Source organism: Moritella viscosa, assembly GCF_900120065.1.
Lineage (GTDB): Bacteria > Pseudomonadota > Gammaproteobacteria > Enterobacterales > Moritellaceae > Moritella > Moritella viscosa.
Genome location: NZ_FPLG01000039.1, coordinates 114,501 through 135,353 on the forward strand (window position 1 = coordinate 114,501; position 20,853 = coordinate 135,353).

Here is a 20,853-nt window from a genome sequence, read left to right on the forward strand (position 1 = left end):
TAATGACGAGCAAAAGGCTGCTACAGCAAACTTATTCACCCATCGATAACTCTGTTTACGTTGAGCGTGCTCTCGCCAGTAGTGAAGACGTTAATGACACTTTGCAAAAGGCGGTTGTGGCTCAAGCTAATTGGCACCATGTTACCCTGCAAGAACGTGCTGCGATCTGCCATCAAATGGTCGATGCTTTCGTTGCTAATGAAGATGAGATTGCTAATGAACTATGCTGGATGATGGGGCGTCCAATTCAATATGCACGGGGTGAAGTTGCAGGTTTAGCCGAGCGTGCTCGTTATATGATTGATGCAGCGGATGAAGCCTTAGCGACTATTCAGCTGCCAGAAAAAACAGAACTCCGGCGTTATATTAAACGTGAAGCATTAGGGGCTGTCTTTGTTATTGCACCGTGGAATTATCCTTATTTCACGTCGATTAATGCCATTATGCCTGCCATCATGGCAGGGAATAGTGTGGTATTAAAGCATTCCGCACAGACGCCATTATGTGCTGAACAATTATTCAATGCTTTTCAAAAAGCCGGTTTACCGGATGGCGTATTCCAATATTTACATCTTAGTCATGCAGATACCGAAGCGGTGATCAAGGATAGTCGAATTGATTATGTGGCTTTCACTGGCTCGGTAGCTGGTGGAACTATGGTTGAAAGTGCCAGTTGCGGGCGTTTTATTGGTGTTGGTTTAGAGCTCGGAGGGAAAGATCCGGCTTATGTCCGTGCAGATGCCGATATCGAACATGCGGTCGCAACTTGTATCGATGGTGCATTATTCAATTCCGGACAGTCTTGCTGTGCTATCGAGCGTATCTACGTAGATAGCCGCGTGTTTGACGAATTTGTCCGCAAGTCTGTCGATTTAGTTAAAGATTATCAGCTTGGACGACCTGATGATGCTAATACCACATTAGGGCCTGTAGTAAAAACGTCAGCGGCTGACTTTGTGCGTTCACAAGTACAAGATGCACTTTCTAAAGGGGCTGTTGCGCATATAAATACAGATGACTTTCCGCTGGATGAAGTCGGTACACCTTATCTGGCTCCGCAACTATTAACCAATGTGAATCATCAAATGCGGGTCATGATCGAAGAAAGCTTTGGCCCTGTCGTTGGTATTATGAAGGTAGAAAGTGATGAAGAAGCCATATCACTAATGAATGATTCTGAGTTTGGTCTCACTGCATCGGTATTTACTCAAGATATCGACACCGCTATCGCGATTGGCGAGCAGCTTGAAACTGGCACTTTTTTTGTTAATCGCTGTGACTACCTCGATCCTGCATTGGCGTGGACGGGGGTGAAGAACTCGGGGCGGGGCTGTACTTTATCAACATTAGGTTATGAGTCGTTAACACGCCCGAAATCATTCCACATTAAAATTTTACAATAGTTTTAACACCCGTGTTCAAAACAGAGTTTGGCAATATTTCGCTGTAAGGAGAAGTTATGGAACTTAATCAATTTACTGCTAATTGGCATTATCCCACTGCTATTCGCACAGGTATTGGGCGCATTAAAGAACTTCCGGTCACTTGCCAAGAATTAGGCATGAAATCACCGTTATTAATTACCGATCCAGGTCTAGTTGACTTACCTATAGTGCAAGCTGCGTTAGCCAACTGCCAACAAGCAGGCTTAAAGTGTGGTCTTTTTTCACAAATTAAGGGTAATCCAACAGGTGAAAATGTCACCGATGGTGTGAGTGCATACTGGCGTGGCGAGCATGATGGTGTAATCGCATTTGGTGGCGGTTCTGCACTTGATGCTGCTAAAGCTGTGGCCTTGATGGTAGGCCAAGATCGTCCTCTCTGGGACTTTGAAGATGTGGGTGATAACTGGTTAAACGTGCATACTGAAAGTATGGCACCTGTTGTCGCAGTACCAACTACATCAGGCACTGGTTCAGAAGTAGGGCGCGCCTCGGTGATCACGGATAGAGAACATCATATTAAACGCATTATTTTTCATCCGAATATGTTACCTGCTATCGTGATTTTAGACCCTCAATTGAGTGTAGGGTTACCTGCTACGTTAACCGCAGCAACCGGTATGGACGCATTGTCCCATGCCTTAGAAGCGTATTGTGCTAATAATTATCACCCTATGGCGGAAGGTATTGCGCTAGAAGCTATTCGTCTAATTAAAGAATACCTACCGCGCGCTGTAGAAGATGGAAGCGATCTTGAAGCGAGGGCGCAAATGATGACTGCCTCAACGATGGGGGCTACCGCTTTCCAACGAGGCCTTGGTGGTATGCATGCACTCGCTCATCCTATCGGTGCGCTTTACGATAGTCACCATGGTTTAGTAAACGCTATCTTAATGCCTTACGTTTTAAAGGCGAATCGCACTGCCATTGAAGTTAAGCTAACGCGTTTAAGTCGTTACCTAGCGTTGGAGGAGACGGACTTTGATAGCTTTTTAGACTGGGTATTAACGTTGCGTAAACAACTTGATATTCCTCATTCTCTGGGAGAGATTGGTATTGATGCTGAGCGTGTAGTTGAAATCGGAATTATGGCTGCGAAAGACCCATCGGCAGGTAGCAATCCTATTAAACTTGATGCGCAGCAATACGACGATATTTACTTGTCAGCGATACATGGCGACTTGTAGGTGTGACCAGTATGGAGGTGAGGGAATGAAAGTCGGTATTCTTCAATGTGATGATGTACGGCAGAGCTTACAATCTGATTTCGGTGATTATGCCGCTATGTTTGAGGCCTTATTTCATCAAGTCGATGAAGCATTAGAACTTAGTTTTTATCTGGTGATAGATGGTCAGCTTCCACAACATATTGATGAATGTGATGTGTATGTTTGTAGTGGTAGTAAATGGGGGGTTAACGATGAGGATTTTTGGATCCGCCAACTGGAGGACTTTATTCGTTCGCTTTATGTAGCTCGTAAAGGCTTGGTCGGCATTTGTTTTGGTCATCAGCTCATGGCAAAAGCACTCGGCGGGGAAGTTGAAAAAAGCCCACTGGGTTGGGGTGTCGGTATTGCGCATGCGAATGTGTTAGCTGAGCCAAGCTGGATGCAGCCGAAGCAAGCTAATATCGCGCTCGTTGTTTGCCACCAAGACCAAGTCTGTAAGTTACCCCGTCGTGCAACCGTATTGATGAGCAATGATTTCTGTCCTTATAGCATGTTTCAAGTGGACTCTCACTTTCTTGGTTTGCAAGGACATCCAGAGTTTACCTCGCTATATTCCGAAGCACTGATGGATCAGCGTCGCGATATTATTCCAGCCGATACTATCGAGTCAGCGATGGCGTCACTCAGCTATCAAGCAGATGATAAGCTCATCACCAAGTGGATCTTAGCGTTTTTAAGGCAGACTATGGTTACGAGGCTCTTGGTGCGAACATAATAATAGCCATACCAACAAGCGCGACTGAAGCGCCAATCATATCCCACATAGTTGGTTTAATACCATCTACGCCCCAGAGCCATAGCATGTCGACGAAAATGTAGACACCACCATATGCGGCATACACACGGCCTGCGGCTTCTGGGTGAAGAGATAGCAACCATGCAAACAGTGCCAGACTTGCTGCTGCAGGGATTAGCAGTAATACACTCTTATCTTGTTTAAGCCAAAGATAAGGTAAATAACAGCCAATGATTTCAGCAATAGCTGTAATAAAGAAAAGTGCGATCGTTTTTAATTCAAACATGGTATCCGTTTATTTCTAAGTAAAGCGAAAGACCTCAGTTAGAGGCAATAATTATGAGTTAACGCTGCACAGCGGCCTTGTGAAACAGGCGCTTGTTTTGCGGGTTTTATGTAAAACGACAGGTTTACAAATCCGTTGCTGCTACTTGTTAGCTTTGCTCCATTTTGAGATAAATCCTGCAAACTCTGTAGACGAATAAGATCCACCTTGCTCTAAACCGCCCGTATTTTGATCCCCTACGACTTTACCTTCTGAATCGATAATAACGAAATATGGATAACCTTTTGGTTCTGGGAGATAACTTAGAAACTTTTGATTACTATTTTCTTCACTAACATTTAGCTTCATTACAACAAATGTATCTTCCAAATTCTTTTTAATTGACACATTTTTCTTGATGAAAGAGCCTAAACGATGACACCAGCTACACCAATCTCCACCGAGGACGATTAAGATTAGTTTATTGTCTGGAGATGCATCCTGCAGGGCAAGTTTAAAATCTGAAAATGGATCTCTTTGGGGATCATAATTCTGATTATATGGCTTACCATTGAAGGCAAAAGCATCTAAACTTACTATCAAGGTTAAAGCTATAATTAAATTTTTCATTTACTTCCCTAAGTTCAGTTATATTCGATGAAGCTAACGCCCTTGTCACTGGCTAAATTGTAGCGAAGACTTTTAGCATATAATTGCGAAGCAATGGCAAAAGGTGTTGCAGAAATTTAGTCCTGTGCACGAGCGTGCTAAGTGCCATTAGCCCAGTCTAGAAAAATGGTAATCATTTGTTCTAACATCATAGGTCCGCTAGCACCTTTAAATTTATTATCTTCTACTTTACATATTACCCAGTTATTATCTGAATTGTAGCCAATTTCAGTTTGGTTAAATGGGATGTTTTCTAGAGATGTACCTTCTAGATCTATTTCAATATTCCAGCCCGGGTTATCTAGAGTATCGATTTTAATACCGAAAGAATGTTCCCAACCGTCGTCACATTGAGATAAGTACCACTCTTGAAGATTTGTAAAATTACTCATAGTTTTCCTAGCCCGCGCTTTTCAGTGGGCGACTTGATGCGATTGTTAGCTGCTTGGCTTAAACAGAGAATTGTATCTCACCTGTACTCTACTTTGAGTAGCAACCTGTCATGCACAAGAACTCGAGCATAAACGCCTTCTCGGAGTACGCCTTTATTGGCTATAGATACGTGATACCCCGGAAAAGATGTGAAGTAGTCTAACTCAAATTTGTGCCCATCAATTTCGATCAAATCACCGGGTGCATGGCCATGCTGGGGCTGCTGTCTTAAAACAAGAACTGTCCCCTCAAAGGTTTCATAATTACCATTTGAATATTGCATATAAGTATGCAAATGCTCAACAACTTTAAAGCTCACCAAAAGAAAGCCGCCTATTCCCGCGCAAACACCCCATAACAGCAAAAAAATACGATGCTTCAGCTTCTTGAACTTCCAAGCCACAAAAAAAATGACTAACCCTATAACCCCGAATAAAGCTAAAGATGAAACTGCATCATCAAAGTTCGTAACTGTGATCTCATATGCAATATTAATTTTCAACCTCTCTTAAAGCAGCTAACGCCGTTTTATGTTGCATTAACACAAGGGTAACCTATTTCTGAAATGTCTTTTTCTAGTTGTTTTAAAGATACTTCAGGGTTTATTTCTTTAACTAATTCATCAGTTAAAGGTAAGTTATTGTAGATCTTCTCAATTACAGCAACCTCTAAATCCACTTCATAATATTCTTGAGCGAAAACCCTATAGGTATCAGGATTTCTATCAAAAATTTCTAAAAGGTATTCTGAACCATCAGGATCTTCGTCATCAACAAATTCGAAGTCTCCTCTATCCCATGAGTCTGCAGAATGCAATTTCCAGATGCAAAATGAAATACTATCCATAGAAAAAGCTGGTTCTTTAGATGCAGGTAAGAATTCTGGTGGCAACCCTTTTAATAAACCTGGCCATGGTAACTGGCCATCAGTACTCCAAGATGAAATTACAGACTTATGATCAAAACCTTTAACAAAGAAGCCAGCTTTATTGAACAGAACAGAGAAGTCATCACCGCAACCATTTTTCATCGAGCCCATTTTCTCGTTATCATCCCATTTTGAGTTGAACGAATAAAAACGCTCATCCCATTCAGGAGACATAATTGCATCTAGCATTGCAAGTGATTGGAGTAGCTTTTTTAACTCCAATACTTCTGGCATTGAGTTTAAATGTCTAGTTGATATGGCATCCAATGCTGGAAACTTCTTTTGCAACATAACTGCTTTCTATACGGAATTCTGTATAACGTGAATTAATATTTAACTTAAATAATATCAAATTTATTATACTTAACAAGTAGATAATTGGTAATTGCTGAGTTTTAATCAAACAAACGAGAGACAAAAACAAGAATTTTATTTATACGGACCCATATAAGCAGACGAACAATCAATATACTCGTTATACTTCAGATGATTATAAATTTGATTACGGGAAAATAAAGCCTATTTTTCCGTTTAAACAGACTCTTCTGGAATGACTGTATGAACAAACATGAACTCGATGTCATTGTTTCCGATGTTAAAAAATGTACCTTGTGCGAACCTGACCTTCCACTGGGAGCAAGACCTGTATTGCAAATCGATACTCAAGCCAAAATACTGATAGCAGGGCAGGCGCCAGGTATTCGCGTGCATGAATCGGGTATCCCATTTACAGATCCAAGTGGTGATCGTTTACGTCAATGGATGGGCATTGATAAAGACACATTTTATGATGCGACTAAAATAGCTATTTTACCGATGGGCTTTTGTTATCCGGGAAAAGGTAAGTCAGGCGACCTGCCACCAAGACCCGAATGCGCTCGAACATGGAGAGCTGAAATATTAGCTGCAATGCCGAATATTGAGTTGATATTGGTTATCGGTATTTATGCGCAGAAATGGCATATGGGTGACGTAAAGCAGAGAAATCTCACCGAAACAGTGAAAAACTGGCGAGACTATTGGCAAAAAAATTGGCCAGAACGATTACCACTGCCGCATCCTAGTCCACGTAATAATATTTGGCTTAAGAAAAATCCTTGGTTCGAACTAGATGTACTCCCGCATCTACAAGCACGGGTGGCACTGTTGGTTAGCGAATAGTAAGCGTATTAGATAAATAGATTTTGTTCTAATTCTAATAGGCGTTTCTTTAATGACAAGCCACCGCCGTAACCGACTAGCTCACCTTGGCTACCAATAATACGATGGCAAGGAATGATAATCGCTAATCCATTAGCACCATTCGCATTACCAACGGCTCTGACTGCTTTTTCATTGCCAATGGATAATGCCAAATCTAAATATGTCGCCGTTTCACCGTACTTTATACCTTCTAGTGCATGCCATATCGATTTTTGAAAATCTGTGCCGACCAATAGCAGCGGAATATCAAATACGCTGCGTTCACCAAGGAAATACTCCTCAAGCTGGGCTTTTGTTTGTTCTAAAACGTCGTCATTTTGTTCGACAAAGGTAGCATTAAGGCCCCGCTGAATACGGTTATCAACTGACGTTCTCATTTTACGATAACGAAAATCACACAAACACAGTTTGCCTTCATACGAGCCAAGTACAAATTCGGCATAAGGGTGTTTAAAGTATTGAATGTTGATATTCGTCATCACATGTCCTTGTTTAGATACGTTATAAAATAGTTCTGGAGTCTAAAGCTGCATATATATTAGCATTCTTATGTCTAAATTATTAATGCGTTAAGATAAAGACACGAAGTTATTTTTACTACACCATCATTGATAATGATTATCATTCGTAATATATTGGTCATATTCGCATTTACAATGTTTAAGCGTTTTTATATCTAGATTTTCAATCTTTCATCACATTTAATTACTGGAGTTTATTTAATATGATTAACCGAAAAATTCTTGCTGTAGTAGCATTAATGGCATGTAGTACCGCATTACAAGCTGCTGAGCATACTGTAAAACTGCTAACTTCATCTGCTAATGGCATGATGGTAATGGAACCTGGCTATCTTAAAATAGCTTCAGGTGACAGCGTTAAATTTGTGCCTTCGGATGCAAGCCATAATGCGAGTGCTTATTCGATTCCAACTGGTGCTGCAAAATTTAATACGGCAATGGGTAAAACAGAAACCGTTAATTTTAAAAATGAAGGTGTCTATATTTATAAATGTAATCCTCATTTGGCTCTTGGGATGGTTGGGGTTATTCAGGTTGGTTCAGCTGTTAATATCGAACAAACTAATACCGCAGTAGCTCAGCTATCAACAAAAATCATGATGAATAAAGAGCGCTTACCTGGCTATATTGCACAGATTAAATAACCAAAATATTTAATGAGGCGTTAACGGGGGAGGGGGAAGTTACTTCGACCTCGCTGAATCTAAGCCGCAAGGTGATATGATCCTGAAGGGTAGATGTTGAGACGTCTGACTATCAAAATGTTAGGTTAAAAGAGGGGCGTATGCAAAAAATAGCAGATAACATTTGGATTTTCGATGGCGAACCGGTTTCATTTTTAGCATGTCCGTTTACGACAAGAATGACCGTTGTCAGGCTATTTAGCGGTGATTTATGGATTCACAGTCCAATTAAATTAACAACCGAATTACAGCAAACAATTCAATCTATTGGTTCTGTTAAGTATATTGTTGCTCCAAATCATCTTCATCATTTGTTTATCGCTGACTGGCATAACGCATTTCCGAAGTCTAGCTTGTTCGGCACAACCGAAGTTATAAAAAAGCGACAAGATATTGCATTTCATTTTTCTTTAAATGACGAACATGATTGGCCTTGGAGCTCAGAAATAATTCAAGTATTGGTTTCAGGTTCAAAGCTAATGGAAGAAGCCGTTTTTTTTCATAAATCTTCAAAAGTGTTGATTCTAACCGACTTTATAGAGAACTTTCCAAAGTCTAATTTTAATTGGTGGCAGTGTATATTGGCTAGCATTGTAGGGATTGTCGCTCCCAATGGCAAAACACCATTGGATTGGCGAATCAGTTTTAACAAAAGACGATTAAGGGAACATTTAATCAAAATTAAATCATGGAATCCAGAAATAATTGTAATGGCTCATGGTGATATTGTAGATGTTAATGGGGGGGATTTTTTAGAAAAATCATTTTCATGGCTGGATTAAAGTATATACAAAGTATTACGTCATAAACCTTACTGCGTAACAAGGTTGTATCTAAGTTTGGTCTTAAAGATCTATAGGGCACTTAGCCGAAATTGAGCCAAGTAAATTAAGCTCAGATTATAAAATTGGTGATAGGGTCGGAATATTTATTCTATCTGCTAATGAGCATAACGAGATTATTCTCGAAGATAGTGATAAGGCATTGTATTCTAGACTGTTAATGCTTATTGTTGTTACAGACTAGATTTACGGAGAGAGCTAATGAAATATCCCAAACCACTGCAACAAGGTAGCACTATCGCTATTACTGCGTTTTCGTCAGGAATTGAAAAAAAACATGACGCTAGGTTTAGAGTCGTGCGAGATAACCTTGAATCTAGAGGCTTCAATGTCGTTGTTGGAAAGTGCCTATACGGGCAAAATAAACACGTAAGTGCACCAGCACAGAAACGTGCGGATGAGCTTATGTCATTTCTTATGGATGACGAGATTGACGCTATCTATCCTCCTTGGGGCGGACAGTTGGCGATTGAACTCCTTCCGCTTATAGATTTTACCAAACTTCAAACTGTAAGGCCAAAATGGATCTTAGGGTTTTCCGACGTGAGTACGATAGCTGCCGTGTTTGCGAGTAAACTGGAGTGGGCAACTGCACACTGCTCAAATTTGATGGATTTAACCAGCGAAGCTAATGATCCATTAACAGCTAATACACTGACGCATTTAAGTACTGCTACTGGAGGTTATTTTTCGCAAACCGAATCGAAATTATATGCGAGTAGCTGGCCAGATATTGTTACTGAGCCAACCTCTGGAATCATGCCTGATACACCAACTAACTGGAAGTGGTTGGTAAAACCTGAATCTGGTTCATCAATAGAAGGTCGGTTAATTGGCGGGTGTTGGGATACGCTATCTCATCTATTTGAAACTGAGTATTTAGATATAAAAAGACTATCTCAGTGTTACTCTGAGGGCGTCGTCTTATATCTAGAAAATGCTGAAATGCCACCCACTGAGCTTGCCAGAACAATTTTAAGCATGAAGTTCCGGGGCGTATTCTCATGTATCAGCGGGTTGCTTCTCGGCCGAAGTGCAGCTGCTGAACCAAAAAGTGATCAGAGCCTTAGCTATTATGAGATATTGGAAAAATACCTGATGGATATAGGGGTCCCAGTCATGATAGATCTGGATATAGGTCATGTTCCACCAAACTTAACGTTAATCAATGGCGCAATCGTAAAGGTTGAACTAAATGAGATTGGGATCTTGCATCAATACTTAAAGTAATACTTCCTTTTTATCCATCACATTCAAGTTCATAAATAGATTTCAACCATTTGATAAAAGCGACTAGTTTTGGGGTGGGGTTGTTTGCATGAACAACAAAATATGACCGGCCTGTGTTCAAGTACAGTTCAGGATAGAGATTAATCAAGGTTCCAGCTGCAATCTGTTTTTTTACCATTTCTTCACGACCAAGCGCCACGCCATGATTTAATAACACAGCATCTATGGCTGATATTGAAGTATTAAATGATATAGATGGGATCTCTTTATAATCGATATTGAATGTTTCAATCCATTGTTGCCAATTAGGAAAGTCCGAGCCTGCAATCGTAAGGTCATGAATTAAGGTTGTATTTATTAAACCCGTAGGATGAGATAAATAGGGATGATTCTTAAAATATTCAGGAGTACAGACCGGAAATACCTTTTCGTTACTAAATAAAATGTCACTTTCATTTTTCCATCCTGATTTAGCATATCGCACAGCGATTTCAGACTGGTTATTAAATATATCAATAATATCATCTGAAATATCCAGTTTTAGGTTTATATCTGGGTACATTTCTCTAAAAAAATACATGTTAGGTATCAACACATGGCTTGCAAAAGAAGGAGGAACAGATACTGTTAACGTTCCTTTTTCTGTAATATTTTTAAGTGATTGTGCACTTTGGGAAAGCATTTCGAAAGCATCACGAACATCTAAGATAATATCAGAAAAATCTTGGTTAATCGTCAGCCTTTTTACTCCTGATACTTTTCTCCGAAATAATTTATAACCTAAATAGGCTTCATAGCTACGAACTAATTGCCCAATCGCTTCCGGGGTGACGCCAATTTCTTTTGCTGCACTTGCATAGCTGCCAAGCCTTGTTGTGGCTTCGATTGCTCTAAGTGAATTTAAATGAGTTACTGTTTTATCCAAAGATTTCCTTTGTGTACTGATGATAAAGTCTAGTTTGTTTATTACCGACTCGCAACGGATAATTAGTTTATGACTTTGGTAATGGCTGCGATGTCATTATTAACTAATGTTCTTTTTTGGAGAAAAATCATGTCTAAAACAATGAAAGCGATCGTGATGTCAGCATTTGGTACACCTGAAGTTTTATCTGTTGCTACTATTGCTATGCCTCGCCCTAAAAACAATGAAGTATTAATCAAAGTTGAAGCGGCTGGTATTAATCGTCTAGATCACTATATTCGCGAAGGCGGTGTAAACCCAAATATAAACTTTCCTTTTATTTTGGGCTCAGATGCCGTCGGTCATGTTGCTGAACTCGGCAGTCAAGTGACTCAATTTACCCTTGGAGAGCGCGTTATACCTATGCCTGGTTACCCTGTAGATCCGAACGATCATGATGCTGAAGTATTAGGGACATCAAAGTCGTACGCTATTCGTGGATTAATTGAGCACGGTGCTTATGCGCAATACATGGTTGTGCCTGAAAATTGTCTATTAAAAGAAACCACGGGACTACCAGCAGAATTATTAGCAGGGTTACCTATGCCATTAGTGACTGGGGTTAGGGCAGTAAAAGAAGTAGGGGAAGTTAAAGCGGGTCAATATGTACTTGTACATGCTGGCGCATCAAGTACTGGTTCAATGATGATCCAAGTTGCTAAAACACTGGGTGCAAAAGTTGCGACTACTACACGCACCGATGATAAAGTTGAATTCCTAAAATCCATTGGTGCCGATTTAGTGATTAGCGGTAATCCTGATAACACTGTTGAGTTAATTAATGAATGGACTAACAGCGCTGGTTTAGATGTTGTCATTGATCAATTAGGTGGAGATAGCCTTAGACAATCAGTTGAATGGGTTAAACCTTTAGGTATTGTTGTTTTAATGGGTAATGTTCTTGGATTAGAGTCAACGATCCCTGTCAGAAGTCTGTTTTTCCCACAAAAACAAATAAGAGGCACGCTGATGGGCAATGTAAGCGATCTCGAATGGGGGCTTGAACAAGTCAAAAACGGTAATATAAAACCCCAAATAGACACCGTATTTACGCCAGAACAGGCAACCGAAGCACACCAATACTTAGCCGATGGTAAAGCGCTAGGTTTAACGGTATTTAAATTTTGATGGTGAATTTTCCGCTTCCTGATGCGCCTAAACCAATCGGCTCTTACGAACCCTACATTATACGTAATGGGATAGGGGCTATTTCAGGCCAGTTTCCAATTAGTGACAATAAGTTAATTTATACAGGGAAAGTAGGGGCTGAGTTATCGCTAACCGACGCAAAAATAGCAATTGAAATTGCGACATTAAATGTATTGTCGCAACTAAAAAATGCCACTGATAATTTTGCTACGCTTGATGGTATTTTAAGAATGGATGCTTATATCGCGAGCGTGGATGGTTTTTACCAGCAAGCTGAAATTATAAACACAGCCTCTAATTTACTTATACACGTATTAGGTGAGAAAGGAAAACATGCTAGAAGTGCGATAGCTGTATCGCAGTTGCCACTTAATTCAAGTGTTGAACTTGTTGTTACTTTCGTAGCAGGTTCAAAGTAAGCTTAATTTTTCGATTCGCTCCACCTTTAGCCCGTAAATAGATCATTGTAGCCATATTTACTCATGTCTAATAGGCCATATCGATGAGCTTATCTCAAGAGTAAAATACCGATTATATTTCTTTGATTAAATTTTTGTTAGAATTTCCTTTTTACTATTAAACCAACCTAGCGTCCCTTCGTTTGCTGTTGTAGTTATATTTTGTAATGAAACTTGTCCTTTAATCTCAGAATCAGAGCTATTCTATCCAATATTGGATTAGCCTATAACCTAACTTACATCTTTATGTTTAAAAAGTACTTTAATGGTTCAATCGTGTGACGTGATTTTATATTACAGAGCACTGTGATACATAAAAATACATAAAAATACATAGCGGTATGTATAAGTACTTAACAGTACAAAATAGTGCATTATTATTTTAAATAACGTTATTATTAGTTTTAATTTAAGAGCATATTTGTATATCGAAGTGTAATATACACACTTAGTTATTAGATTTATGGTCTCATTAATATAAATGGAGTAATTAAAGTGGCGCATACAGTTTTTGAAAAAAAGGTTCAAACACGAAGGAAGAGAGCATTACTACTCTTAACCTATATTTTATTCATGGTCTTTGGAAATTTATCCTATGCCCTAGATATTATAAGTATTTCTAATGAAAACCTGGATGTAGATAAAGCTGATATTCGTGTTGTAACAGATAATACTTCTCGTGTTTCTATCCAGTACGGATTAAATAGTGCCAATATGACAACCAGCCAATGGTCTGAGTCTGGAAAAGAACATATTATCTCATTGAGGGATCTAAAGTGGGCGGCGGTTTATCATTATAGCGTGATAGTAAAAACCGAACACGACGAACAGATTAGTAGTGGAGATAATTTACTGCGCTTAAAGAAAACGAGTAATAGTATTCCTATACCTGTAATTGAATCAGTTAGCATTAATGATGTGACCGCAACTAGTGCTACCATCAAGGTCAATGTTGACCGTCCCAGCAGGCTGTTTATTCGTTACAGACATGGTTCTCGGTACGTTACAGAAACAACTGATTTCACATATAGTTATGAATTTAACCTCGATCAACTGGCAGCAGGTAAAGTTTACCACTTCCATGTTGTTGCCGAAGGTGAAAATGGGCAAATCATAAAAGATAGGGACCGTTTATTACGCTTATCCTCGAAAACTTATAAAACAAGAGTACAAATTACTCATCTTAGTGTTATCGAACGTGGCGACGAGTCTGCAACACTAAGCTGGCGAACCAATAAACCAACTACTGGGATGGTCAAATATGGATTAACAGAAGACTTGGAAGAAGATAGTATTACATTACCATTAGCTAAAGAACACCAAGTTACTATTAATAACTTAAATAACGATACACACTATTTTTATAGAGTAGAAGCCAATGTTGATCCTAAGGATACTATTCAATCAAAAATGCAGTCATTTGATACATTAGATTCACAAGAAGGTGAACCAACTATTATCGAAGTTGACAATGGATACCTTACTGAAGATGGTTTAACAGGGTTTGTAAAAATAACTACCAGTGAAGATACAAAAGTATGGATTGATTATGGGTTTAATCATGAGAGGACTTACCAGTCAGCCATTTCCGATTTTAACTCAACACATGGTATTGCATTACCATATTTTAGGGCGGAGCGAACTTATCACTATAATATTAATATTGAAGATGCTGATGGGAATATTTTTAGAAGCAAGAGAAGGTCTATTAAGTATGATGAAGTAACTGTCATTTCTGATGCGGTTATTACCACCCTGAAGGGGCATACAATCAACAGTAACCCAGCAGAAGAAATAAGATTATGTAAAAAATTTGATATTGGATCAATAAGAGCTAACAGTAAAGTAAGACTTAATTGTTTACTTGACCTGAATGGATTAAGCTATCAATTACCTCCTAATGTAAACCTGCTATCTTATGGCGGTGATATCATTAATGGAACATTAATTTTTGCTGGAGGTAAAATTGATGGTAAGTTATTGAATTCATCTATTCATATTGGTGGGGACGTCCACTTATCTAATGCTAATTTTGTTTTTGATAACCAGCGTTGGGGGGTTGTTGAAGGTATTGTTAATAATGAACAGGCAAAGGAAAATACACGTTTATTTCAATATGCCCTTAATCAGGCACACAATGTTCACGCAAATGTATTTCGTATCAATAAATTTGATGCTTCGTTCTGGGTTGGTAATTACAAAAAATTTAATAGTACTGAGCTGTCTGGAATTACACTGCCATCGAATATCAAACTATCAATGAGACATGACACTATTTTAAGAACACAAGCGAATGGTTATGCGCGTTATGCATTACTGGGTCTCTATAATGCAGATAATGTTACCATAGAAGGTGGTGTGCTAATTGGTGATCGTGATACACATGATTACAAGGACCCTCAGTCTCCAAAGCCGTATTGGGGACATTTAATGAAAATTGGTGGTAGTCGAAATGTTACTATTAAAGGGGTCACATTTAAAAATGCAACTGCTGACGGTCTTTCTATTCATTCCCTTGGAACTTATAAACGTACGGGGAGCATTGAGACTAAAAATATTTTGGTTACTGATTGTTTATTTGATAATAACCGAAGACTAGGAACTGCGATTACATCAGGTAGTGAAATTATTGTTGAACATAATACATATCTAAATTCAGGGCAGCCATCTGAGGCATCTGAGAGCGTTTCTCCTGCTTGGGCAATTGATATTGAAGGTGGATATAAGGATCATGAATATTTGGAGCGTCCTTACAACATAACTATTCGTAATAATATAGAGCGTAATAGTTACCGTGGAGCTTTTATTGGGGCGATTGGAGATGGGATTACCATCGAAAATAACAATACGGAAAATACCATCGCTCTTGGTTCAGTATTTAATTCAAAAGCATTCAATAATACGATCACAAGAGATCTAAACAAAGAGTACCTTAATCCAAATGGTCTATCGGTCGCTTATGACGGAGAAAAAATGTTTTATCCTACAGAGGAAGTGGTCGGTAATAATGAAGTTTATAATAATAAGTTAATAGGGGCTAGAATGTACATTTCTGGGTCAGGTAATTCTATTTTTAATAATAGTATTTCTAATTCACTTACTGGAATTACGATACAAAAAGCAAAAAATGCCGAAATATATAATAATACCGTTCATTCAAATGTAGAAAACTCAATTGGTCTTTCTGCACGTGACAGTATAAATAATGTGAATGTTTATGATAATGATTTTAATATTGAGGGTCTTGCTATAAGATTCATTAGTATTAATGAGAAACTTGGACATGAAAATTTTAGTATGTACTTAAATAACAATCGCTTTACTTCGTCTGGGTACAATAAAGCAGCGTCTGTAAGTAGGTCACGTAATGTTTATTTTAATGAGAATAATTTTAGCAATATTGGCTTTATAATGTATACTTCAGATAATATTCAATTAATTGGCAATAGGGTAGAGACAAAAACTCGTATTGGTCTTCAGATTGAAGAGGGAAATGAGCAGATTAAATTACACGATAACCTTGTTATCCATCCTGAAAAGAAAAAGTGTATCAGAAACCTTAGTGAACAAATACCTGATATTAAAAATAATGTTTGTATGGGCATTTAGATTCAAACGTTAGTGAAATGCTTAGAGTAAATGGCGAAATAGGTATTGTCCATCGCCATTTTATCGGCATATATCTGTGGCCTAAAAATGAGCAATATATGTGATTTTCTCCACCAATGCGCCTTGCGCCAATATCTACTATTGCATATCGTACAATCACTGAGTCGATTCTCCCTTAAAAATATTTTGTTAGCTCAATCATGCGCTGTGTGATTGAGCATCACCGCAAGAACCCGAAAAATAGCTCGACGACCATGATGCACCTTCCATATTTACCCAATAAATGGACAGACGTTGTTAGTTGGAACTGGTAGGGGTTATGCTGAATTTGTTGTTGGAACATTGTCTTTTGGTGCAACTCCTATGAAGATGAAAGCTCGTTTTGTTGTAGAGTGTGAATTATATCAAGACGGAAAAGTAATAAGGAAAATGATACAAGAGTTTTATGAAGAGAGAAATATTTCTGTACTTTCAGATACACAGAAATACAAAAAAAGGCGACAAAGAAAATAGCTGAATTTAGTTGTAATTTTGTACGTAGTTGAACCTTAGAAACATAATAAATAAGAATATATGCCACGTTACATTTGGCGGTTTTACTGTGTTATGTTTAAAAAGTTGGAGGTTTTGTGAAATTTAATTTAATTGAAAATATAAGCATCGCAACAGCTACTATTGCCCTCGGCATTATGGCTGGTTTCTTTTGGACATATACATTTAATGTAAACCTAGCAATGTTGAATGTAGATGGTAAAACGTATGCTGAGGTGCAATCTCTATTTAATGAAAATGTCCGACATTTTATGTTCTTTGCCTTTTTCTTTGGTGCGGGGGCCATTTCATTTTTAGCTGCCGCTATTAATTATAGACATATAGGGCATATTAGTTTCTGGCTAATCTCTATAGCTGCGCTTATCTATATTTTGGGTATTATAGTGTTTACGGCAAAAGTAAACTTGCCTTTAAATTATTATACTGAGTCATGGAATCCATCTGATTTACCAGTCGATTGGGAAATGGTAAGGGACTCATGGAATCAGGCGAACACGATACGTGTTGCTACTTCATTTACAGCGTTTGTGTTGGGAGTGTGTGCTTTATGTGTAAGGTGCAGCACTAAATAATATAACAGTTAAGCCTGTTGGACGCACAAAAATGTAGACATAACCTCTTAAATCGAGTGATATTGTCCGTGATTATGAGCGTCATTGGGCTTCTATCCACTATATTTTCTGTAATACAAATTTTGCCCTTTAAACCTCAAGACCTAAGCTTATTCTATCCAACATTGAGTTAGCTGATAAGCCCAACTTAGTCTGTCCCAAAGTTACTTAGATCTATCACTCAATTATGCGAACCTTGATCTTATTATACGTTTAATTGTGTGCAATTTGATTTTGCACAACATTTGTATCGTTGAACAAGGTTATTGTGAGCGTTAATTTGTAGACTTAAAAAGGAAATATTTATATGTTGAGTTTAATCTTAGGCTTATTCCTATTTCTCGGAATTCATTCAATATCTATCATTGCTGAAGACTTCAGAAACAGTATGGCAGCAAAGAGCGAGAATGGATGGAAAGCTATCTACTCCCTTATATCCGTTGTTGGTATCGTATTTATCGCTAAGGGGTATACTGCACTTCGGTTAGAGCCTGTACTTCTGTACGTACCACCTTACTGGTTAAAACATCTGACTTACTCGTTGATGCTGCCAGCTATGGTACTTTTTTTAGCTCCCTACCTACCAGGGAAAATAAAGCAAATAACCAAGCATCCCCAGCTAATTGCTGTGAAACTATGGGCAATCAGTCATCTACTGGTAAATGGCATGCTGGCCGATGTAATACTTTTCGGAGCATTTTTAATCTGGGCTGGTGCTGCCAGAGTATCGATGAAGAAAAGAACACCACGCGTGGTCCCTGGACTTAAAGTAAACGGAATAAATGACATTATTGCTATCATTCTTGGTGTGGTTTTAACAGGTTTGTTTATATTTTATCTGCACGAGTTATTGATTGGCATGCCATTGGCAACTTGAGATATAAACCGATGAAAACCGGATCTTATCAGGGCTTAGTTGTTTTATATGCGTACGAGAGGAAGAATAACAGGGTCTAAACTATCAGTTAAAACCCTGTTACGATCTGTGCGGGAAATCGCTATGCTTTGAATGGCAAGGTCTTAGTGTTTCGTTTGCACACCGTTACGTACCATTTCTTTACCGTGTTCATAAACGTCTTCTGTCACATAGCGAGCTAAAAGTAGACCTTGGTTATCATCAAATACAGCAACAAAATGGCGGCCATCTTTAGTATTTGTTGCCATGCCTATGCCTGCAACACCTTGTAGACCCAAGCCACCGTTTTCAATACTTAGTAAAAAACGCTCTAGTTCTTCTAAATTATCAATGACATCATGTTCGTTATTCATCTGTTTAATACTCTTTGTTTCTACCTGCTCACAGGGAGCAAAGCCACTCGTTATAATATGTTGCGTACTTTACAGATTATAACCGATGATTTAAACCCTTGCTGTATTTTTAATCTTTGATGCTTAAGCTGTAATTGAGTAATTTGCCATACCCCATAACACCACTATTCTTAATGCATAATTGTTTGATTTATTAAACACAAACAGGTGATTCAATAAACATAAGTACGTCGTGGGGAAGTTATGAAGATACTGGTCGCGGTGAAGCGGGTTGTCGATCATAAGGTCAACGTCAGGGTTAAAGCGGATGAAACGGGTATTGAAGACGCGAATGTAAAAATGGCAATCAACCCATTTTGTGAAATTGCGATAGAACAAGCGGTACGTTTTAAAGAGCAGGGCTCAGCTGACGAAGTTGTCTTGGTTTGCATCGGTCCCAAATCTGCGGATGTGCAATTACGGGCTGGATTAGCCTTGGGCGCAGATCGTGCAATACTGGTTCGAACCGATGAAGAAGTTCAATCCCTTGATGTCGCAAAACTACTGCATAAAGTAGTGCAAGAAGAGTTACCTGATCTCGTCCTACTGGGTAAACAAGCCATTGATACCGACAATAACCAAACTGGACAAATGTTAGCGGCACTAACCAATATGCCACAAGGCACCTTTGCTTCTGATATCGTTTTTACCGTCCCGAATACAGTTAAAGTAACCCGAGAAGTTGATGGTGGTTTAGTCACATTAGCCTTGATTTTACCTGCTGTTATTACTGTCGATTTACGTTTAAATACACCCCGGTACGCCTCGCTACCTAATATCATGAAAGCGAAACGGAAAGTCATCAAGATGACATCTCCTGAGTCTTTGGGGGTTGGCTTATCCCCACGGCTGGTTACGCTTAAAGTCGAATCGCCTCCAGTACGTCAAGCCGGGATTAAAGTAGCTGATGTCGCAGAGCTGGTGGACAAATTACAACAGCAAGCGAAGGTGATTTAAATGGCGATATTGATAATAGCAGAACATGACAACCATACACTGCAAGCCACGACGCTCAGTGTATTGACTGCGGCATCTGAGATAGTAGCGCATACCAATGATACGGAGTTGCACTTGCTTATTATCGGGTATGAATGTCAGTCTGTAGTTGCTATCGCGCAGGGCATCACGGGGTTGAGTAAAATATTGGTCGCTGATCATCAGGTTTATCAATATCCCTTAGCTGAGAATATTGCGCCGTTAATTGTTTCGTTAGTGCGAGAGCAAGGGAACTGCCACGATGAAAATAAAGATAATGTTAAGACACAATATAGCCATATAATGACATCTGCTGGAACCACAGGTAAAGACTATCAGCCCAGAGTTGCGGCCTTGCTAGATGTTGCGCAGATTTCAGATATCATCAGGGTTGAATCCGCAGATACCTTTGAACGACTTATCTATGCGGGTAAAGCCATTGTAACGGTAAAATCGAGCGATATAATCAAGGTTTTAACTGTGCGTAGTAGTGCGTTTTCAGCAGCGTTATTAACTGTAGATTCGTTAGTAAAGGCGTCGTTAGAAATTGAGAACCAAGTGCCTGTTGTCGAGTTAGCTGCGCAAGCGGATAGTGGAAAATCGGCGTTTATTAAAGCGGAATTAACGCAGTCTTCTCGACCAGAATTAACGACTGCTAAGGTTGTTATTTCGGGTGGGAGAGGGATGCAAAATGCCGATAACTTTGAACTACTTTACACACTAGCAGAGCAATTAAATGCGGCAATAGGCGCTAGTCGTGCGGCGGTCGATGCTGGGTTTGTGGCGAATGATTTACAGATAGGGCAAACAGGTAAAATTGTTGCCCCCGATCTGTACATAGCCGTGGGCATATCAGGTGCGATCCAACATGTTGCGGGTATCACAGGTAGCAAGGTAATTGTCGCCATCAATAACGATCCAGATGCCCCGATCTTTGATGTGGCAGACTATTGCTTAGTTGCTGACTTGTTCGAAGTACTGCCTGAATTAACCGCTGTGTTAAAGGCGAAGAATTAGCTACCATTTTATAAACGATAGCTAAGATTTT

Annotated in this window: 23 protein-coding genes; 15 read left to right on the top strand and 8 right to left on the bottom strand. The window is 39.1% G+C overall.

The window, feature by feature from the left end:
- Positions 1-2 precede the first annotated feature (2 nt).
- From BT797_RS06640 to BT797_RS06650, 3 genes are read left to right on the top strand one after another with little or no spacing between them, the layout of a single operon-like run.
- Positions 3-1,403, top strand: coding sequence for an aldehyde dehydrogenase family protein (locus BT797_RS06640; protein WP_045110010.1), 1,401 nt, complete (start codon positions 3-5; stop codon positions 1,401-1,403).
- A 56-nt stretch (positions 1,404-1,459) separates the two neighbouring features.
- Positions 1,460-2,629, top strand: a complete 1,170-nt coding sequence (locus tag BT797_RS06645) for an iron-containing alcohol dehydrogenase (RefSeq protein WP_045110011.1) — start codon at positions 1,460-1,462, stop codon at positions 2,627-2,629.
- Positions 2,630-2,654: 25 nt separating this feature from the next.
- Complete coding sequence (locus tag BT797_RS06650; protein ID WP_045110012.1) at positions 2,655-3,386, top strand: glutamine amidotransferase-related protein; 732 nt, start codon at positions 2,655-2,657, stop codon at positions 3,384-3,386.
- Here BT797_RS06650 and BT797_RS06655 read toward each other — a convergent pair.
- The 5 genes from BT797_RS06655 to BT797_RS06675 all read right to left on the bottom strand — a co-directional run bounded on the left by BT797_RS06655 (position 3,361) and on the right by BT797_RS06675 (position 5,991).
- Positions 3,361-3,693 carry a YnfA family protein gene (locus BT797_RS06655; RefSeq protein WP_045110013.1) on the bottom strand — a complete coding sequence of 111 codons (333 nt, stop codon included), beginning with the start codon at positions 3,691-3,693 and terminating at the stop codon, positions 3,361-3,363. The two genes, BT797_RS06650 and BT797_RS06655, sit on opposite strands and share 26 nt — an antisense overlap.
- 141 nt (positions 3,694-3,834) lie before the next feature.
- Positions 3,835-4,302 (bottom strand): thioredoxin family protein, encoded by a 468-nt coding sequence (locus BT797_RS06660; RefSeq protein ID WP_075471391.1) that lies wholly within the window; start codon positions 4,300-4,302, stop codon positions 3,835-3,837.
- A 137-nt stretch (positions 4,303-4,439) separates the two neighbouring features.
- Positions 4,440-4,733, bottom strand: coding sequence for an immunity 53 family protein (locus BT797_RS06665; RefSeq protein WP_045110014.1), 294 nt, complete (start codon positions 4,731-4,733; stop codon positions 4,440-4,442).
- A 77-nt stretch (positions 4,734-4,810) separates the two neighbouring features.
- A complete protein-coding gene (locus tag BT797_RS06670) occupies positions 4,811-5,275 on the bottom strand; it encodes a hypothetical protein (protein WP_075471392.1) in 465 nt (154 codons plus the stop codon).
- Positions 5,276-5,301: 26 nt separating this feature from the next.
- Positions 5,302-5,991 (bottom strand): hypothetical protein, encoded by a 690-nt coding sequence (locus BT797_RS06675; RefSeq protein ID WP_075471393.1) that lies wholly within the window; start codon positions 5,989-5,991, stop codon positions 5,302-5,304.
- Positions 5,992-6,258: 267 nt separating this feature from the next.
- Here BT797_RS06675 and BT797_RS06680 point away from each other — a divergent pair, with 267 nt between their 5' ends.
- Entirely contained in the window at positions 6,259-6,861 is a 603-nt protein-coding gene (locus BT797_RS06680; RefSeq protein ID WP_075471394.1) for a uracil-DNA glycosylase family protein, read from the top strand.
- Positions 6,862-6,869: 8 nt separating this feature from the next.
- On the opposite strand, the gene BT797_RS06685 is transcribed toward BT797_RS06680, so the two are convergent.
- Complete coding sequence (locus BT797_RS06685; RefSeq protein ID WP_045110017.1) at positions 6,870-7,382, bottom strand: methylated-DNA--[protein]-cysteine S-methyltransferase; 513 nt, start codon at positions 7,380-7,382, stop codon at positions 6,870-6,872.
- Between the two features lie 245 nt (positions 7,383-7,627).
- On the opposite strand from BT797_RS06685, the gene BT797_RS06690 reads away from it, so the two are divergent.
- The 3 genes from BT797_RS06690 to BT797_RS06700 all read left to right on the top strand — a co-directional run bounded on the left by BT797_RS06690 (position 7,628) and on the right by BT797_RS06700 (position 10,179).
- Positions 7,628-8,068, top strand: a complete 441-nt coding sequence (locus BT797_RS06690) for a pseudoazurin (RefSeq protein ID WP_045110018.1) — start codon at positions 7,628-7,630, stop codon at positions 8,066-8,068.
- Positions 8,069-8,208: 140 nt separating this feature from the next.
- On the top strand, positions 8,209-8,889 hold the full coding sequence (locus tag BT797_RS06695; RefSeq protein ID WP_045110019.1) for a DUF4336 domain-containing protein: 681 nt from the start codon (positions 8,209-8,211) through the stop codon (positions 8,887-8,889).
- A gap of 261 nt (positions 8,890-9,150) precedes the next feature.
- Positions 9,151-10,179 (top strand): S66 family peptidase, encoded by a 1,029-nt coding sequence (locus BT797_RS06700; RefSeq protein ID WP_045110020.1) that lies wholly within the window; start codon positions 9,151-9,153, stop codon positions 10,177-10,179.
- Between the two features lie 10 nt (positions 10,180-10,189).
- Here BT797_RS06700 and BT797_RS06705 read toward each other — a convergent pair whose 3' ends face one another.
- A complete protein-coding gene (locus BT797_RS06705; RefSeq protein WP_045110021.1) occupies positions 10,190-11,104 on the bottom strand; it encodes a LysR substrate-binding domain-containing protein in 915 nt (304 codons plus the stop codon).
- Positions 11,105-11,233: 129 nt separating this feature from the next.
- Here BT797_RS06705 and BT797_RS06710 point away from each other — a divergent pair, with 129 nt between their 5' ends.
- From BT797_RS06710 to BT797_RS06735, 6 genes are all read left to right on the top strand, one after another.
- Positions 11,234-12,271 carry a quinone oxidoreductase family protein gene (locus BT797_RS06710; protein WP_170860818.1) on the top strand — a complete coding sequence of 346 codons (1,038 nt, stop codon included), beginning with the start codon at positions 11,234-11,236 and terminating at the stop codon, positions 12,269-12,271.
- Positions 12,271-12,711 carry a RidA family protein gene (locus tag BT797_RS06715; RefSeq protein ID WP_045110023.1) on the top strand — a complete coding sequence of 147 codons (441 nt, stop codon included), beginning with the start codon at positions 12,271-12,273 and terminating at the stop codon, positions 12,709-12,711. Before BT797_RS06710 ends, BT797_RS06715 begins: the two co-directional genes overlap by 1 nt.
- 534 nt (positions 12,712-13,245) lie before the next feature.
- Positions 13,246-16,359: a fibronectin type III domain-containing protein gene (locus BT797_RS06720; RefSeq protein ID WP_139291744.1), complete on the top strand. Its 3,114-nt coding sequence runs from the start codon at positions 13,246-13,248 to the stop codon at positions 16,357-16,359.
- Positions 16,360-16,653: 294 nt separating this feature from the next.
- Complete coding sequence (locus tag BT797_RS06725; protein ID WP_045110025.1) at positions 16,654-16,872, top strand: hypothetical protein; 219 nt, start codon at positions 16,654-16,656, stop codon at positions 16,870-16,872.
- Positions 16,873-16,988: 116 nt separating this feature from the next.
- Positions 16,989-17,483 (top strand): anthrone oxygenase family protein, encoded by a 495-nt coding sequence (locus BT797_RS06730; protein WP_075471396.1) that lies wholly within the window; start codon positions 16,989-16,991, stop codon positions 17,481-17,483.
- Positions 17,484-17,829: 346 nt separating this feature from the next.
- Positions 17,830-18,399 carry an NnrU family protein gene (locus tag BT797_RS06735; RefSeq protein WP_045110027.1) on the top strand — a complete coding sequence of 190 codons (570 nt, stop codon included), beginning with the start codon at positions 17,830-17,832 and terminating at the stop codon, positions 18,397-18,399.
- A gap of 143 nt (positions 18,400-18,542) precedes the next feature.
- On the opposite strand, the gene BT797_RS06740 is transcribed toward BT797_RS06735, so the two are convergent.
- On the bottom strand, positions 18,543-18,791 hold the full coding sequence (locus tag BT797_RS06740; RefSeq protein WP_045110028.1) for a hypothetical protein: 249 nt from the start codon (positions 18,789-18,791) through the stop codon (positions 18,543-18,545).
- Between the two features lie 243 nt (positions 18,792-19,034).
- Between BT797_RS06740 and BT797_RS06745 the strand changes: the two genes are divergently transcribed.
- Both BT797_RS06745 and BT797_RS06750 read left to right on the top strand, forming a co-directional pair.
- Positions 19,035-19,787, top strand: coding sequence for an electron transfer flavoprotein subunit beta/FixA family protein (locus BT797_RS06745; RefSeq protein WP_045110029.1), 753 nt, complete (start codon positions 19,035-19,037; stop codon positions 19,785-19,787).
- Entirely contained in the window at positions 19,788-20,822 is a 1,035-nt protein-coding gene (locus BT797_RS06750; protein WP_045110030.1) for an electron transfer flavoprotein subunit alpha/FixB family protein, read from the top strand.
- Positions 20,823-20,853 lie beyond the last annotated feature (31 nt).